The sequence below is a fragment of the Chryseobacterium endalhagicum genome (assembly GCF_016745235.1).
GTDB lineage: Bacteria > Bacteroidota > Bacteroidia > Flavobacteriales > Weeksellaceae > Chryseobacterium > Chryseobacterium endalhagicum.
This window is the reverse complement of the sequence record NZ_JAELVM010000003.1, coordinates 728819-744489: the sequence shown is the minus strand read 5'-3', so window position 1 is coordinate 744489 and position 15671 is coordinate 728819. Positions and strand designations below refer to the sequence as shown.

The window sequence follows — 15671 nt, the reverse complement described above, 5'->3', positions numbered from 1 at the left end:
TTATTTTATCTTCAGAATATCTTTCAAAAATAATCTATAATCTTCTCTTATCGGTAAATCTTTTTCATGATACAGCTCATTTCTCAAACATTGTGAAGTCATTTGTGTTAAAGGATTAAAACCCTCTTTCGTTACTACTTTACTATAAATGCCTACACCACGTTTTTGCCATAGCGGGAGATTATTATAATTGATTCCGAACTGAAAAAGCAATTCATTTTTATCTGATTGTGACATTTTTTCAATTTTTGCAGTAGCCTGTTTTGCGGTGAAATTATTTTTTATCATAGTCCAGTAGCAATAGGCAGAAAGAGAATTCCGGTGAGAATCTTCCTGTCTCCAGCAGAAATAATCCAGAATCATATCATGGTTAGGGATCGCGATCGTCCTGCAGTCGAAAACACAGAGTTGCTGAAACTGTAAACTGAAAAACGCACTTGCTTCTCCTGCTAAAACTGAGTTGAATTTTCTTATTTTTCTACTGAATGTATTTTCATCTCTGTGAATTAATAGCGAAATCTCGTCGCTCTGCGTGTAGCCATACAATACTCTAAATCCTACAGTGAAGAGATGTTGCGTTGTTGCTGTCATAGCCTGATGAAATCTTTCATCAAAAGGTTTTTCAAGATTCAGTTTTTCTTTGGTGAGTTTCGTAAAACCTTTTCCGTCTAATCTTACGATGATAAAATTTCCGGGAAGAATATACTGCTCGGATAAGATTTCATTTTTCCTCATTAAGATTTCAATTTCTTCAAATTTCATAAGGGCTGATTATAAATTTATTATCTATAATTTTTACAGTATGGATATGATCAAAACCTTCTTCATAGAGAGGCTTTTCCAGTTCCTTATATTTTGATTTTATACCGGCTTCATTAATGGTATCTTTACGGTATTTATTTCTTTCCAAAGCATCCGAAATATTACTTTCAAAATAATATCCTACAACTTTATATTTATTTTGTTTTGCCAGTTTTATATATTTTTTACGGTCTTCTTTTGTGATATTAGTATTATCGATAACCATTTTGGATTGTGTTTCAAAACAATACCGAAGCAGTTTTCCTTCCTTATTTCTCGTATTAAGAAGATCCATGCTGATCCTGATATGTGTATTGAAAAAAATATCCTTATACAAAGAACTTTTTCCGCTGGCAGGGATTCCGATAAAAATAATCATCTCCATTGTGTTACTATTTAAACAGTTAATTTGTTACAGTAAAAAACTCCGGAAAACCATCAGTTTTCCAGAGCTTTAATATAATGAAATACTTTATCACTCCATCCGTTGATCTCAGCCGTCCAGTTTCCGGTTTTTATACCGTGGGTTTGCGTTGAGATATCAATGATATAAGAGGCTTTATACGGTGAAGTATCCGGTTTTCTATCCAGTCCGTAATGAGCGTCGATATCCTGACTATCAGAAATTACGACCAGTCTTTCGGCATTTTTGGCATAACCGTTCTCCTTCAGCCATTCACACAGCTGATACGTGAAAATACCACCACCTCCCATTTCAAGGGAAATTTTGCTATAATTAGTGAACAGTCCCAAACCTTTCGATCCGTTCCAGATCATATGCTTACCTTTTCTCTCACCATCGCTTCCGGCAGTGAATACAAGGATAAGATCTTCAAAAATATAAGAACCCGCAGCTGCCATGGCAAATGCCAGATCCATTCTTGAAAACTTTGAATTGGAGGACGTCACAGATCCCATACTTCCGGAAACATCAATCGCCAGAATGGTGGTTCCTTTGATCTTTTCCTGTACGAAACATTTTTCCATGGCTTCATCAATTGCAGCGGTATAATCCGGTGCATTTCTCTGAGCGGCCAGGAAGTTCAGAGGCGTTAACCAATAGCTGTTCACCTGTGATAAGGCAGTTCTGATATATTCTCTTGAAAGTCCTGCTTCCGTCATATTTCTAAGGTTTCTCAGGATCGCCAGAGAACCCAGACTTTTTTCACCGATCATTCTTTCAAAAGTCGCTTTTTTATCAGCACCTTGTGACAGGGCTGTTTCCCAGGTATTGGCTGGCTGTAGCGTATCTGCAACAAGTCCTTTCAAAGCCTGTTCATTTTTGGCGGTTGGTTTAGGATGTACCAGATTCACTACGTCTACCAGAGACATTTCCATATTGCTTTTTCTATACTTGGCGATCTGGTATTCATCATAGTTATCGAACGCTTTAGCCAAACCTTTTTTAATGGATTTTGACATTTTATATGAACCGTTTCTCACCTTTAGCATCTGAAGAACATCAATGGTCATATCCGGTCTGTTGGCAATTCTGGCCAAAGCATCTTTCACGGAAACATCATGAATTTCACTGGCAAGAATCAACAGCCATAGCGGTGTATGTCTTAATTTCTGTTCAAAACGGCACTCCAAAGCCAGTTCAATGATTTTTTCACCCGCTACTTTATAGCAAAGGTCTTCAATCTGTTTCATGATCTCATCTGCAGACTGGTAATAGTTGGATTCAAAAAGCATATTGGCAAGAGTGACTCTTCTCAATAGTTCATAATCTGAGTATTTTCCTGCTTTATCTGTCAAGTTTCCAGCGATGATGCCGGAGTCAAACCCAGTTTTTCTTGTGTTAAATTTTGACATATTCTTAGTTTTTTAAATTAATATAAAAGAAGCGGTTTAAAATTGATTAAGGCTTTTTTGTTTGGAATCGAAGTAACCTAAATCTCACACCGCTTCAATCTGGGAAGCTGGCCGGGCTCGAACCGGCGGCATACGGCTTAAAAGGCGAAGTAACTTTATGGAACACACCTGCCAAAGCAGATTAAAATTAGTATAAAGTGTTTTTACGTTGCTCTACCAACTGAGCTACAGCTTCCTTGTTGTTTGATGATGCAAAGTAAGGGAGCATGTGCGCAGTGTTTTTGCGTAGCAATTTTTTAATGGAAAATAATTGAAAAAAAAGATAAATATTTACATAAATTATTGATTTTCAATTTGTTTTTTTTTTTTTTTATTTTGAGTGAATTTGAAAACCTATACCAATAAAAAAAAGCCCCTTACAAAAGGAACTTTTTTATACAAACTCAAATTTGAGTGAACAAGTCTAATTTTTCACATAACTCATCATTCATCACTTTTAACTCATCACTCACAAGATCTCCCTAAAAACCCTCTCCATCTCATTTTTATCCGTTTTTCCACTTCCAAGACTTTTAGACTTCTCTTCGTTTTCCAAAACCGTTTTCTCAAGAAATCCAAACAGTTCCCAATCATTCGGATGGTAATAAGATTCACCTTTGGTCGCTTTCAGAGCAACAAGGTCTTCTATCTTTTTCCGGGTATAATCATCCGTTAAAACAAGCAGATCACTGAATAAAACAGGCGGAACCGTTCCTTTTTCTATGATCCATTTTCCCGTCAGTGCGGTTCTCAGACAGTAAAAATAACTTTTCAGTTTCACTTCATCATTTCTGCAGGCTTCCAGATATTTTTTGCTCATACTCAGATAATGATAAGAAACCGCTACCGGAGAAAAACAGGCATCTGCCAAAGGAGTAAACAGCTCTGTAAACCTTGTATTTTCCTTATAAACGATTGGAGAATAAAACCAGCTCAATAAAGCTGCATTCGATTTCAACAGCAGATGAAAAGTCTTGCGGAGATCCCATCCGGAGCCGTCCAGATCATCTTCAGTCATGAATTCTATCGTCTCATCTTTATCCCACGGAGAAAGATACCAGTCTTTTTCATGACGGTAGATAAAACGTATATCATAATCGCTATCCGGAGAAGCAAAACCCCAGGCCCTGCTTCCGGATTCCACGGCCAGAAGGACTTCTATCCCTCGTTCAGCCTCTATTTCTCTTATTTTTTCTACTATTTTTGGTGTCATTTTGTTTAATTTTAATGCAAAGTAAAGGTGGGAGTGCGCAGTGTTTTTGCGTTGCTTTGCTGAGTTGGAGAGCTATTGGGTTGGAGGGTTTGAGAGTTTTAGGGTTGGAGTGTAGTTATGAATGTTTAGTTTCGTAAGTGTCTTAGAGTTTGAGAGTTTTAGGGTTTGAGCGTAGTTATGAGTGTTTAGTTTCGGGATAAGGGTCTTAGAATTTTAGAGTTGGAGTGTTTGATTGTAGTTATGAGTAGTTAGTTTCGGGATACGGGATACGGGATACGGGATACGGGGTGCGTTTTTGAGTTTGAGAGCTGAAGAGTGTGAATCCGGAAATATTGAATAAACGACAAATATCTGGTGGCTGAGGACCTCGAAGCCACCAGTAAAATCTTGAATTTATCCCTAATTTCACTATTATTGCAACTTTACTACTCAACCAAAACTACGTACACATCAATGTTAACAGAAGAATTACAGCATAAAATAGATTTCAAGACAAAGCCCTTGGGTGCTTTGGGACATCTAGAAAACCTTGCTTACAAAATAGGAATGGTTCAGAAAACGGTTTCGCCCATACTTTCCAATCCTCATATGGTGGTTTTTGCGGCAGATCATGGCATTGCGGCATCGGGCATAAGTGCCTATCCACAGGAAGTTACCTATCAGATGGTGATGAATTTTCTGGGTGGCGGTGCGGCGATCAATGTTTTTTGCAGACAGCATGGGATAACCATAAAGATTGTGGATGCCGGAGTGAATTTCGATTTTCCTGAAGGTCTGGAGCTGATCGATAAAAAGATTCGGAAATCCAGCCGTAATATCCTGCAGGAACCGGCAATGACTTCAGAGGAATATCAACAAGCGCGGGAAAACGGAAGATCTGTGGTATTGGAGATTATAAAAACAGGATGTAATATTATAGGTTTCGGAGAAATGGGAATCGGAAATACCTCTGCATCTTCACTGATGATGAGCAAGCTTTTTGATCTTCCGGTTGTCAGCTGTATCGGTCGTGGAACCGGGTTGAATGATATTCAGTTGCTGCATAAAATTCAGGTTTTATCAGAAGCCATTGAAAAATATCCCGATGTGAAAACTGCGGATGAAATTGCGCAGACATTTGGCGGACTGGAAATTGTGCAGATGATGGGAGCCATGGAAGAAGCCTATCATAGAAACATGCTGATCATGGTTGATGGATTTATTGCCAGTGTGGCTGCTGCTGCAGTCTGGAAGAAAATTCCTGAGATTCTGGACAACTGCATTTTTTGCCATGTCAGTGATGAAAATGCCCATCAGAAGCTTCTTGAACTGTTGGGACAGAAAGCGCTGTTGAACCTTAATCTACGTTTAGGGGAAGGAACAGGTTGTGCATTAGCCTATCCGTTGATTCAAAGTGCGGTTAATTTCCTGAATGAAATGTCAAGTTTTGAAGATGCTCATGTTTCAAATAAAGAATAAATGGAATTGATTAAAAACGAACTCATCTATTTCGCTACGGCTCTTATGTTTTTCACCCGGATTCCTGTTCCTTTTGCGGTTCCGTACTCCAGTGACATCATGAACCGGTCGCAGAAATATTTTGCCTGGGTAGGATTGCTGGTAGGCCTCATCAATGCAGGTGTTCTGTATCTGTCCTATCATCTTTTTAATCTTGATATTGCCATTGTTCTCATGATGATTTCCAGTGTTCTCCTCACCGGAGCGTTTCACGAAGACGGTTTTACCGATGTATGCGACAGTTTCGGCGGTGGCTATGGAAAAGAAAAGATCCTTACCATTATGAAAGACAGCCGGGTAGGAGCTTATGGAGCGGTAGGGATTGTATTACTATTTGCCCTGAAATTCTTTTGTATTCAGGCTTTGGGAAATATAGATTTACTTAAAGTTCTCGGTATTATTGTTCTGGCTCATACGGCAAGCCGGTTTATTTCGGGAACGATGATCTACACCCATCAGTATGTGACGGATATAGACGTAAGCAAATCGAAACCTTTAGCCAATACACCTCTTGATAAAAAGTCTTTACTAGTAAGCTTTATAAGTGTCCTGGTATCATTTCTTCTGATTCCGGACTGGCGGTTGGTTTTTGCTTTTGCACTGGCTTATTTCGGGAAAATCTGCTTGGGCTGGTATTTCAAAAAACATATTGGGGGCTACACCGGAGACTGCCTGGGAGCGGTTCAGCAGGTAACTGAAGTTTTATTTTATTTAGGAACAATCATCGTATGGAAATTCATCTGATCCGTCATACTGCTGTAGAAAATCCTGAAAATCTGTGTTATGGTTTTTCAGATATTCCGTTAAGAAAAGATTTTGCTGAAGATTTTAAAGCGGCTAATCCCGGTAACACTTTTGATCTGGTTATTTCAAGTCCTTCACAGCGATGTACTCATTTAGCAGAATATTTTAAATTGAATTATAAAACGGATGAAAGGCTCCGGGAAATGAACTTTGGCGATTGGGAAATGAAAAAATGGACAGATATTCCTGAAGAAGAAATCAATCCCTGGTACAAAGATTTTGTTACTATAAAAACTCCGTCCGGTGAAAATCTTCTAGACATGCAGGCCCGTGTAATGGATTTCTGGAACGAGATCAAAGGTTTAGAAAAAACAGATCAAGTTTTAATTATTACCCATGCCGGAGTGATCCGTCTGATCGTTCAGTCTGTTTTAGAATTTCCTCTGAATAACATTTTTAAGCTGCAAATCGATTACGGAAAAAAAGTAATTATTCACCTCAATGAAGGACATTTTTCTGTAAACAGAATGAATGTATAAACTGTTTTTAATATCAAAGGAGTAAAGCCTAAATAATTTTCGGTCATCAATTTTATCTTTGATAAAATCCTCGCGTCTTTTAAAACGCAACATGATAAAAAATTGCGCCTTTGCGATTGAAACAAGCCAAATTTTAAACCATCAAATCACAAAAAAAAGAGGCTGTAACAAAAATGTACTGCCTCTTTTCAATAAAATTAAATTCTAACTACTTATATGTTTTAAGCACTAATCTGCTTGGGTCCATTTCCTTTATCCTGATCTTTTTTATCCAGTTTCTCAGATATTTTCTTTACAATATACTCTATTGCAATCGGCGCTATGATAGCAATTAATGCTTTAAATATTCTTGATTTCATAGTTTAACTTTTTTATAAATAAACTAATACAATTTCCAAGCCATTTTAAAAAAATCCCTACTGGCAGGTTATAGAAGAGCCGTTGTAGAGTTACTCAATCGTATAAAAAGAGGTTTAAAAAACATCAATTTTCACCATCAGCGGGCAGACTTTCATAATTTTTATAGCCAGCCATGAATTTATCATGAAGTCTTAATCGTAATTTTCTCGGCCTGTGAACAATCAGCGACTCTCCAAATCCAAGCAGCAGCCTTTCCAGCTCAAAATTAATTTGTACACAGATCTTAAATAAGGTGCCTTCTTCAGTTTCACTGATAATTTCCTGGCTTTTATGAAGAGGTTTTGTCTTTACATACGGCGCATTGTGGGAATCAACAAAGAAAACAACATTCTTCGGAACCATAGTCTCAGAAACAGTAACCCCTACAATATCCTTAAAATATTCATCACCATCCAGATCCTTATCAATATAAGGTATATTTTCTTCGGGACTAATGGTTTCCATCCGGTCTAAAGCTAAATTGTACATTTTACCTTTGTGCTGACAGATCAGGAACCAGCGGTTATTAAATTCCTTCAAAAGCTGGGGATGAACCACATAGCTGCTGGATTCTCTGGCGGTAAAACTCCGGTAGAGAATGTTCAGAACCCTTTTGTTTGAGATGCTTTCGTAAAGAATATCAATATGCTCAAGCCCTTTCAGCTGCTCATTTTTATCCAGATGAATGATCGATTTCTGCCCCGTAGAATGAATGGAATCTTCCAGCTTCTGTATAACCCCGTTCATTTCTTTGAACATCGAGAAATCTTTGAACTGTTTCAGAATCTGAACGGCATTATTCATGGCTTTCAGGTCGCTTTCATTCACCGATATATTATGGATGCTGTATTCGGAATCGCTGTAGCGGTAATATTTCCGGTCGTAAACTTCAATCGGAGCTTCATACCCGAATTTTTCACTCCGCATATTCTGCAGATCGAGCTGAACCGTTCTCCGGCTTACATAAGATTCTTTTCCTTCGAATTCAAAAAGAGCATCAGAACAGGCATCAATAAGGTCTTCCAGGGTATATTTCCTGTATTTGTTCTTAAGGCATTTGTCTAATGTTTTGTACCGGATGAGTGCGTTTTTATTGGATGACATGGTTGTGTTATTTTTTGGATAATAAGTAGTGAAATGTCAATGGTCAATGGTCAATGGTCAATGGTGAATTTTGCTTTGCAAGTCAATTTTTTAATTGTTTTCATATTCACCATTCACGGATAATGAAAGTGAATTGTCAATAGTCAATTGTGAATTCTTTATAGCCACCATAATTCACCATTCACTTGCGAAGCAAAATTCACCATTGACCTTGAAATATTTCTTTTCCAATGTGTCATTTCCTAATATATGAATTGTTTTCAAAATTGACGATTCACTTGCGAAGCAAAATTCACCATTGACCTTAAAAAGCTATTTCTCTTTCAATCCTTCTCCTTCAAAAGAAATCCCTTCCCATCCGTATTCCATAAAGTTCCGGATATTCTGGTGATCTGTTCCTTCCGGATTTTTTAAAACATCTTCTCTGTAAAACTCCCCGAAAAGCGGAAGGACCTGATCTTTTGGAAGATTCTGAAGTTTTGCAAAACTGAAAACCTTGCATGAACCGTTGTTCTGGCCGGCTTCATTCACCGTATTTCCATTTTTAAAAGAAACAGGTGTGAAATCATAATGTTCATCAATATAAGCAATAACCTCTTTAAATTGAATAGTTTCAGGATTGTTCTTTAATTGTTCTAATAACATATTTTTCTATTTAATATTGGTAGATCGTTCGAAGGAATCAAACAAGCCTTTTTACTCTTTTGCGATTTCATTATCTTAGCATTCTTTGCCCTCCTTTTTACAACTTTCCACAAAAATAATGAAAATAATTTTATCTACGCAGAATTATTGCGTACTTACGTTGTTACTTTGCACTATCAAAATGAAAAGACACATGGAATTTAACGGAAATCATTTAATAGAATTAGGATATAGACCAGCTAAATGGTTTAAAGATGCTATCACACATATCAACGAGAATAATCTGGATGACGTTCAGATTACAGAATATCTGGAGCAGTTCAGACAGCCTGATATTATTCCGCTTCATGATACGGCGAAAGACTTTATCATCAATATCAGAGCTGAGCATGAAACCGAAACGGATAACGTAGAAAAAGTAATCAATACGATGAAAGTCCTGATGAAAACGCCTACGCTTACTGCCGGTGCCCTGATGCCCGATGCCTGTCCTACAGGTCCTGAAGGATTAATTCCGGTAGGTGGAGTGGTTGTGGCTAAAAATGCGATCCACCCGGGATTCCATAGTGCAGATATCTGCTGTTCTGTGATGTTAACCGATTTTGGAGATGCAGATCCTAAAAAAGTGCTGGATGCAGCCCATTCAGTGACGCATTTCGGATATGGAGGAAGACCAAGAGGAGAACAGATGCCTATGTCTCAGGAATTAATGGATGCGTTCAGGGAAAATGAATTCCTGAATGATGAAAAACTGATCAGCATTGCCCGTTCACATATGGGAACTCAGGGGGACGGAAACCATTTCCTGTTTGTTGGAACGTCCAAAAACACAGGAAATACCATGTTGGTTACTCATCACGGTTCAAGAGCTCCGGGAGCAGCCCTTTACGATAAAGGAATGAAGGTAGCGAACCGTTTCAGACAGGATATTTCTCCTGAAACATTGAAAGAAAATGCATGGATCCCTTTCGATACGGAAGAAGGAAAAGCCTATTGGGAAGCCCTTCAGCTGATAAGAACATGGACTAAGGAAAACCATACGAACATCCATGATGCGGTTTTGAATAAACTGGGAACAGAAAAGCTAGATAGATACTGGAACGAGCATAACTTCGTTTTCAAAGATGGGGACCTGTTTTATCATGCGAAAGGAGCCACGCCGCTGGATGATAAATTTATGCCGGATATTACAGGACCGCGTCTGATTCCGTTGAATATGTCAGAACCTGTTCTGATTGTTCAGGGAAAAACCAACGAGAGAAATCTGGGTTTTGCGCCTCATGGAGCCGGAAGAAATTTCAGCAGAACACAGCATAAAAAATCACTGGCCCATAAAACGGTTGAGGAAATTTTTGAGGAAGAGACCAAAGGATTGGATATCCGTTTTTTCTCCAATGAAATTGATATTTCCGAGCTGCCAAGTGCCTATAAAAGTGCTAAAAATGTGAGAGCTCAGATTGAAGAATACGGACTTTGCGAAGTTCTGGATGAGGTGATGCCTTACGGATGTATCATGGCCGGCGATGTGGGTAAAAACGCACCGTGGAAGAAAAAGAAGAAATTCAGAAAGGCATAATTATTATAACGATGATTAAACCTTATAGGTTTTTAAAACCTGTAAGGTTTATATTCCCGACGATGATCAACTTAAAAGAGTTTATACAATAGAAAATCAATATCAACGGGGCAGTAGCTCAGACGGTAGAGCAGTGATCACTTTCCGCTTTTTGGCAAATAAAGTTCCTATTTTACGTGTCACAGGTTCGATTTCTGTCTGCTCCACAAGACTGATAAAAAATACTTATATTTGAATATCATTGAAGTGTTTTTATCAGCAAAAAAATAAGGCAAAAAGAGTTCCTATAATTGGTAATTACTCTCCGCCTTTTCAAAATAATAGGTAAAAGGAGTTCCTATACTGTTTCTTTACAAAACCATACTCCTCACTTATTTTAATTTTAACAACATGAAAACACTTCAATTATTTAATGCCGTGCTGGCTAAAAAAACAGGAAATGAGCCTTTTATTTCGAATGAAGGCTTTGTGATTGAGGCTGATGCTCTCTGGGCTAAAGATGAGATCATAAAATTTTATGCAAAAGAAAGATTAAACGGAAATGATCTGAATAAGACGTTCCATAAATCCTGGCAGAAAATAAAGGAAAGCACGAGAATAGAGCTGTTCATAGAGCAGCTGAAGCATTATATGTCTACCTATGGAAGTAATTTTCAGGATGAAATCTATATTCCTGATGAAGTGTTGAATGTTCCCAATACAAAACTTATTTTTAAAGTAATCAAAGCATATACTGCAGAAGAAATGGTTGAAAAATGCCTTTCTTTGCTGAAATCGGGAATTGCTTTGCAGGAAAAAACGATCGATGATCTGCTTTTTGTCTTAACTAAAGAACTGAATTATACTTTTACGGGAACCGAAAACATCAGAAATAAAGAAGCCCTTGTAAAAATAGCGGATCTGTATCAGGTGTATCCTTCAAATCCGGTAGAATTTTTCAGATATATTATTTACAAAACAACAGACACTACACTTCTGATCAAAAATGAAGAGCTGATTAATGCTATTAAAAACAGCAGGTTTAATCCCTCTGCATTGTTTGAAAACTATGGTCTGGAGAAACTTGCTGAGATTTTCAACAGGTTTAAGCCCTTGTTTTTAGCCTATAAAAAAAGATCGGGGAAAACGGTCAACAAAATATCAAAGCTGTCGAAAACGTTTCACCAGCCATTGGTATCCAATCCATTGAATGAGGCAACCCATGCACTGCTGGATAAAAACGATCTGCACTGGCTGGATCATGCGACTCCTTTTACATTGTTTAAGGCTTTGTCCGCTTGTTATCTCAGAATGTACGGTCAGGATACCTTTGTTTACAGAATCAGAAACGGAAAATCCTGGGTGAGAACCGGAAATGCAGGCTCAGTGAGCGAAAGGAACTATGATTTTATTTTAAATTATCTGAAGTCAAGATTTGATCTTTCCGGAAAGAAATTCTATTTCCCTGAAAATGTGGAATTCGGGCTCCCGACTTCTGAAAAAATGTTTGTAGGAAATATTCCTGCGGGAACAAGGTTTTTCGGAGAGAAACTGGCTGTGGGAATTTACTGGGAAGATGATTGGGGAGCCAATGATCTTGATCTTTCCGGACTGAATATAGGCGGAAAGACAGGTTGGAATGCGGCTTATAACCAAAACAACGGAAGCCTGATGTATTCCGGAGATATGACCTCTGCGCCTAAAGGGGCCGTTGAATATCTGTACGCTGCCAATGGCCTGAATGTTCCGACACTCATCATGAACAATATATACTCCGGAAGTACGGACTGTGGATATAAAATTGTGATCGGAAAAGGAGATGATATTTCGAGAGAATATATGATGAATCCTGATCATCTTTTTGCAGAAGTGAAATGTAAATCCGTTCAAAGACAGACGGTTCTGGGAATGATGCTTCCGAAAGGAGAAAAACAATGCTTTGTACTGCTTAATTTTGGAGCCGGACATACTCATGTTTCAGGAAGTTCCGAAGTGTCAGTGATGGCTACGGATGCACTTTACCAGCAATGGTACGAACCTGTATCATTCAATATGCTGGTAACAGAACTGGGTGCAGAAATCACCTCCGAAAAAGCTGAGGCCAATTTCGATTTCTCACTTGGAAACCTTGAAAAAGATAGTTTTACAAAGGTTTTTAAATAATACAAAATAAGTGTAAAGCAAACATCTGAGCCAACTGCAAAATCTACGGCAGCTTTATGAAAATACTCTTAATTTTTATTTCAATCTCAACCCAACCTCATAGATTTCAAAAATCTATGAGGTTTTATTTTGTAATATTAAATAATCTGAGTTCAGGTATAAAGCATTTTCGTTTATATAATAGGGGGCAGGAATTTTGACGCCGGAAGAGGGAAATTATTGGAGTCAAAATGCAGAAATACCCGGGTTTTTATTATTTTTTTAATCTGCTTCAATAAACTTAAAGGTAGCTGTTTAATATTATTGTGTAACAGTAACTTCCAGCTTCTGCCCTCCAGCTTCCTGCTTTTTAATATGAATTAAATAAAATCATAGATCCCGTTTTTCCAGCCCAATACTTTGGAAGAATCTGCTTTAAGCCAGTTTTTAAGAATTGTGGTATAAACCTTTCTGAAATCCTCCGTATAGATCAGATCCCCCTCATTCAGTTTATGTAAATCCGGAAGAGCATTCAGAAGACCTTTCTTTTTAAGACCGCCGCTGATAAAAAACATTTGATTGGCGGTTCCGTGATCAGTTCCGTTGCTGGCATTCTGAGCCACCCGGCGTCCGAATTCTGAGAATGTCATCAGAAGTACATTATTAAAAAGTCCGTTACTTTTCAGGTCGGCTACAAAAGATTTTACCGCTTCATTAATGTCCGTGAAGAGTTTTTTCTGCCGGTCATTCTGGTTAACGTGTGTATCGAAACTGCCTATGGAAAGATAATAAACCTGCGTATTAATATCAGATCTGATCAGTGAAGCGACTGTTTTAAAATCTTTTCCAAGCTGCGAGTTCGGGTAGATCTGATCTGTTTTTTTTGATTTACTTTTCTCGAAAATATAATCTGCATTATTGATGGTGGAGCCGAGGGTCTGGTATAAATAAGAAACCGTCTCATCCTCGTGATGATGGTCATGAAGAGATTTGAAATACTTCTCCTGACTGGTCTGATACAGCCTTTTCGGGTCTTTGAAGGCAAAAGCTTTATTATTTTCTCCTTTCAGTGCCAGGCTCAGCATATCATCTACCTCTAATGCCTGGGTAGGATGTTCGCAGCGGTAGCACTCCTCGTCCAGAAACCGTCCCAGCCAGCCTGTTTCCAGAAACTCATCGCTGCGGCTTGCGGAATGCCAGATATCCATGCTTCTGAAATGGGATTTGTCGGGATCGGGATACCCTACATTATTCATCACCGAAAGTTCTCCGTTATCGAAAAGCTCCTTAAAATAAGAAAGCGAGGGATGAATCCCGGTTTCATCGTTGAGCACCAAAGAATCTTTGATTGCAATATGATTCCGTTCCCTAAAATAGATGTCATTTTTTGTTGGAATGATCGTATTCAAGCCATCATTCCCGCCCGTAAACTGCAACACGACAAGAATTTTCTGATTGGGCTCTAATGCTTCATCCAACGTCATTGCTTTCAGGAAATTGGGCATCATGAGTGATGCGGTAGCTAATGAACTTATTTTTAGGAATTCTCTTCTTTTGATTAGCATGATTTCTTTTTTAGGGATTAGGGATTAGGGATTAGGGATTAGGTGTTAGGTGGCGGGTTGCAGGGGCTGGATCTCAATTTTACTAATTCCAGGTATTTATTATTAATATTTTTAAAGCAGCAAATCATAAATCAAGGGTTGCATAGCTAAACGCCGAACACTATTACTGCTACCTGCAACCTAAAACCTGCAACCTAACACAACTGATATTCCGGTGTAGACATCAGATTAATGATAGTCATCTTTATACTTCTGTCCGAAAAGTTCCTTACCGAATCCATATCCAGCGTTTTTGTGTTTTGGATCAGATAATCTTCACAGTTTCTGTTGGCGAAAACTTTTTCCAGCCTGCTCCAGTCTATGGTAATATTGGGGTTCTTAAATGATTTATTCAAAGCGGTTTCACGGGACTTCATCCCCATATCAATATCATCATCCTGGCGCGGACTGTATTCCAGAGGGCGTAATCCGGACCATATCTGTGGGATTTGCAGCCTCAGCATAAGCGTAGAACTGTCTATCCATGATCTTCCGCTGGGCCATCCGGCTACATTGGGAGGGTAGAGAAGCATCTGCCCGAGAAGCTTCTGATAAACGATCAGGTTTTCAGGATTCTGGATATTCATCGGAAGCATCCGCATCATTCCGGCCATCAGCTCTATCGGGGATTTGATTCTGTTTCCGATATTTTTTTTATCATAAAACCAGGTGCTGGAGAAGATCGTATTCATCAGTTTCTTGATATCATATCCGGAATTGTAAAAATCGGTGCTTAACTGCTCCACAATCCGGCTGTCTGCATTTTCATTGACGAAAAACCTGTAGATTTTTCCGGTAATAAATGCTGCGGTGGCTTTCTGTTCCAGAATAATATTCAGAATATCTGTTCCTGTAAAGTTTCCGGTTTTGTTCAGAAATTGTTTGGACCCTTCGTCATGCAGGTTTTTTCTTTCCTTAAAATGACCTTCCTTGTTATAGCCCCAGCCTGTAAACGCCCTAGCCCCTTCTCTGATGTCTTTTTCCGTATAATTTCCTCTTCCCATGGTAAATAATTCCATCACCTCACGGGCAAAATTTTCGTTGGGATGGCCTTTTTTATTTTGCTGGTTATTCAGGAAATTGAGCATGGCAGGGGACTGGCTCACTTCGAAAAGAAGATCTTTAAAATTTCCCAGCGCATTCTTTCGGATGGTATTAAGAAGCTGTCTGCTGAATTTCGAGTTGTTGATCCTCGTTGCAAAATGTCCGTGCCAGAAAAAGGCCATCTTTTCTCTCAGCTGATCTTTGCTGTTGACGATTTGATCAAGAAAATTAAGGTTCAGTTCATTATTTTGCTTCCTCATGATCTGCTGCATTTCCTTTTTCATTTCTGCTGCGGCTGGGGTAGCCATCATGTTATCTGAAATAGGGGTGTCAGGAGTATCATAGTTGATTTCGGTGAAGCTTTGTTCATGAAGCAGATCATTGACCAGCGTTTTCATGCTTTTATTCTCCAGATCACTGATTTGGTTGATTCCCATTCCGAAACCGGCACGCCAAAGGAGATGTTTATGATGTAATAATGAATCAGCCATATTGAGAGCATTTGTTTTTTGGATATTCTGAAAAGCGAA

Annotated in this window: 14 protein-coding genes and 2 tRNA genes; 6 read left to right on the top strand and 10 right to left on the bottom strand. The window is 38.5% G+C overall.

What is annotated here, in order from left to right:
• From JET18_RS18900 to JET18_RS18880, 5 genes are all read right to left on the bottom strand, one after another.
• Window positions 1-762 (bottom strand): tRNA(His) guanylyltransferase Thg1 family protein, encoded by a 762-nt coding sequence (locus JET18_RS18900; RefSeq protein ID WP_202093680.1) that lies wholly within the window; start codon window positions 760-762, stop codon window positions 1-3.
• Window positions 752-1186 (bottom strand): AAA family ATPase, encoded by a 435-nt coding sequence (locus JET18_RS18895; protein ID WP_202093678.1) that lies wholly within the window; start codon window positions 1184-1186, stop codon window positions 752-754. The genes JET18_RS18900 and JET18_RS18895 overlap by 11 nt, the downstream gene beginning before the upstream one ends.
• A gap of 53 nt (window positions 1187-1239) precedes the next feature.
• Window positions 1240-2616: a TROVE domain-containing protein gene (locus JET18_RS18890; protein ID WP_202093676.1), complete on the bottom strand. Its 1377-nt coding sequence runs from the start codon at window positions 2614-2616 to the stop codon at window positions 1240-1242.
• A gap of 102 nt (window positions 2617-2718) precedes the next feature.
• A tRNA-OTHER gene (locus tag JET18_RS18885) sits at window positions 2719-2851 on the bottom strand.
• A gap of 273 nt (window positions 2852-3124) precedes the next feature.
• The gene (locus JET18_RS18880; protein ID WP_202093674.1) at window positions 3125-3868 is read right to left on the bottom strand and encodes a nucleotidyltransferase domain-containing protein; all 744 of its coding nucleotides are present in this window, start codon (window positions 3866-3868) and stop codon (window positions 3125-3127) included.
• Window positions 3869-4321: 453 nt separating this feature from the next.
• Between JET18_RS18880 and cobT the strand changes: the two genes are divergently transcribed.
• The 3 genes from cobT to cobC are packed head-to-tail and all read left to right on the top strand — an operon-like array spanning window position 4322 to window position 6648.
• Window positions 4322-5326 (top strand): nicotinate-nucleotide--dimethylbenzimidazole phosphoribosyltransferase, encoded by a 1005-nt coding sequence (gene cobT, locus JET18_RS18875; protein ID WP_202093673.1) that lies wholly within the window; start codon window positions 4322-4324, stop codon window positions 5324-5326.
• Entirely contained in the window at window positions 5327-6109 is a 783-nt protein-coding gene (locus tag JET18_RS18870; RefSeq protein ID WP_228728595.1) for an adenosylcobinamide-GDP ribazoletransferase, read from the top strand.
• Window positions 6094-6648 carry an alpha-ribazole phosphatase gene (gene cobC / locus JET18_RS18865; protein WP_202093672.1) on the top strand — a complete coding sequence of 185 codons (555 nt, stop codon included), beginning with the start codon at window positions 6094-6096 and terminating at the stop codon, window positions 6646-6648. Before JET18_RS18870 ends, cobC begins: the two co-directional genes overlap by 16 nt.
• A 221-nt stretch (window positions 6649-6869) precedes the next feature.
• Here the strand turns inward: cobC and JET18_RS18860 are convergent, their stop codons facing one another.
• The 3 genes from JET18_RS18860 to JET18_RS18850 form a co-directional block, all read right to left on the bottom strand.
• Window positions 6870-7007, bottom strand: coding sequence for a hypothetical protein (locus JET18_RS18860; RefSeq protein WP_202093671.1), 138 nt, complete (start codon window positions 7005-7007; stop codon window positions 6870-6872).
• A 124-nt stretch (window positions 7008-7131) separates the two neighbouring features.
• A complete protein-coding gene (locus tag JET18_RS18855; RefSeq protein ID WP_202093670.1) occupies window positions 7132-8151 on the bottom strand; it encodes a helix-turn-helix transcriptional regulator in 1020 nt (339 codons plus the stop codon).
• Window positions 8152-8463: 312 nt separating this feature from the next.
• Window positions 8464-8796 carry a HopJ type III effector protein gene (locus JET18_RS18850; RefSeq protein ID WP_202093669.1) on the bottom strand — a complete coding sequence of 111 codons (333 nt, stop codon included), beginning with the start codon at window positions 8794-8796 and terminating at the stop codon, window positions 8464-8466.
• A 193-nt stretch (window positions 8797-8989) separates the two neighbouring features.
• Between JET18_RS18850 and JET18_RS18845 the strand changes: the two genes are divergently transcribed.
• From JET18_RS18845 to JET18_RS18835, 3 genes are all read left to right on the top strand, one after another.
• Window positions 8990-10372 carry an RtcB family protein gene (locus JET18_RS18845; protein ID WP_202093668.1) on the top strand — a complete coding sequence of 461 codons (1383 nt, stop codon included), beginning with the start codon at window positions 8990-8992 and terminating at the stop codon, window positions 10370-10372.
• A 107-nt stretch (window positions 10373-10479) separates the two neighbouring features.
• Window positions 10480-10578: transfer RNA gene (locus JET18_RS18840), tRNA-OTHER, on the top strand.
• Between the two features lie 184 nt (window positions 10579-10762).
• Complete coding sequence (locus JET18_RS18835; protein WP_202093665.1) at window positions 10763-12514, top strand: hypothetical protein; 1752 nt, start codon at window positions 10763-10765, stop codon at window positions 12512-12514.
• 359 nt (window positions 12515-12873) lie between these two features.
• On the opposite strand, the gene JET18_RS18830 is transcribed toward JET18_RS18835, so the two are convergent.
• Window positions 12874-14058 carry a DUF1501 domain-containing protein gene (locus JET18_RS18830; protein WP_202093660.1) on the bottom strand — a complete coding sequence of 395 codons (1185 nt, stop codon included), beginning with the start codon at window positions 14056-14058 and terminating at the stop codon, window positions 12874-12876.
• A gap of 194 nt (window positions 14059-14252) precedes the next feature.
• Window positions 14253-15632, bottom strand: a complete 1380-nt coding sequence (locus JET18_RS18825) for a DUF1800 domain-containing protein (RefSeq protein ID WP_202093659.1) — start codon at window positions 15630-15632, stop codon at window positions 14253-14255.
• Between the last annotated feature and the right edge of the window lie 39 nt (window positions 15633-15671).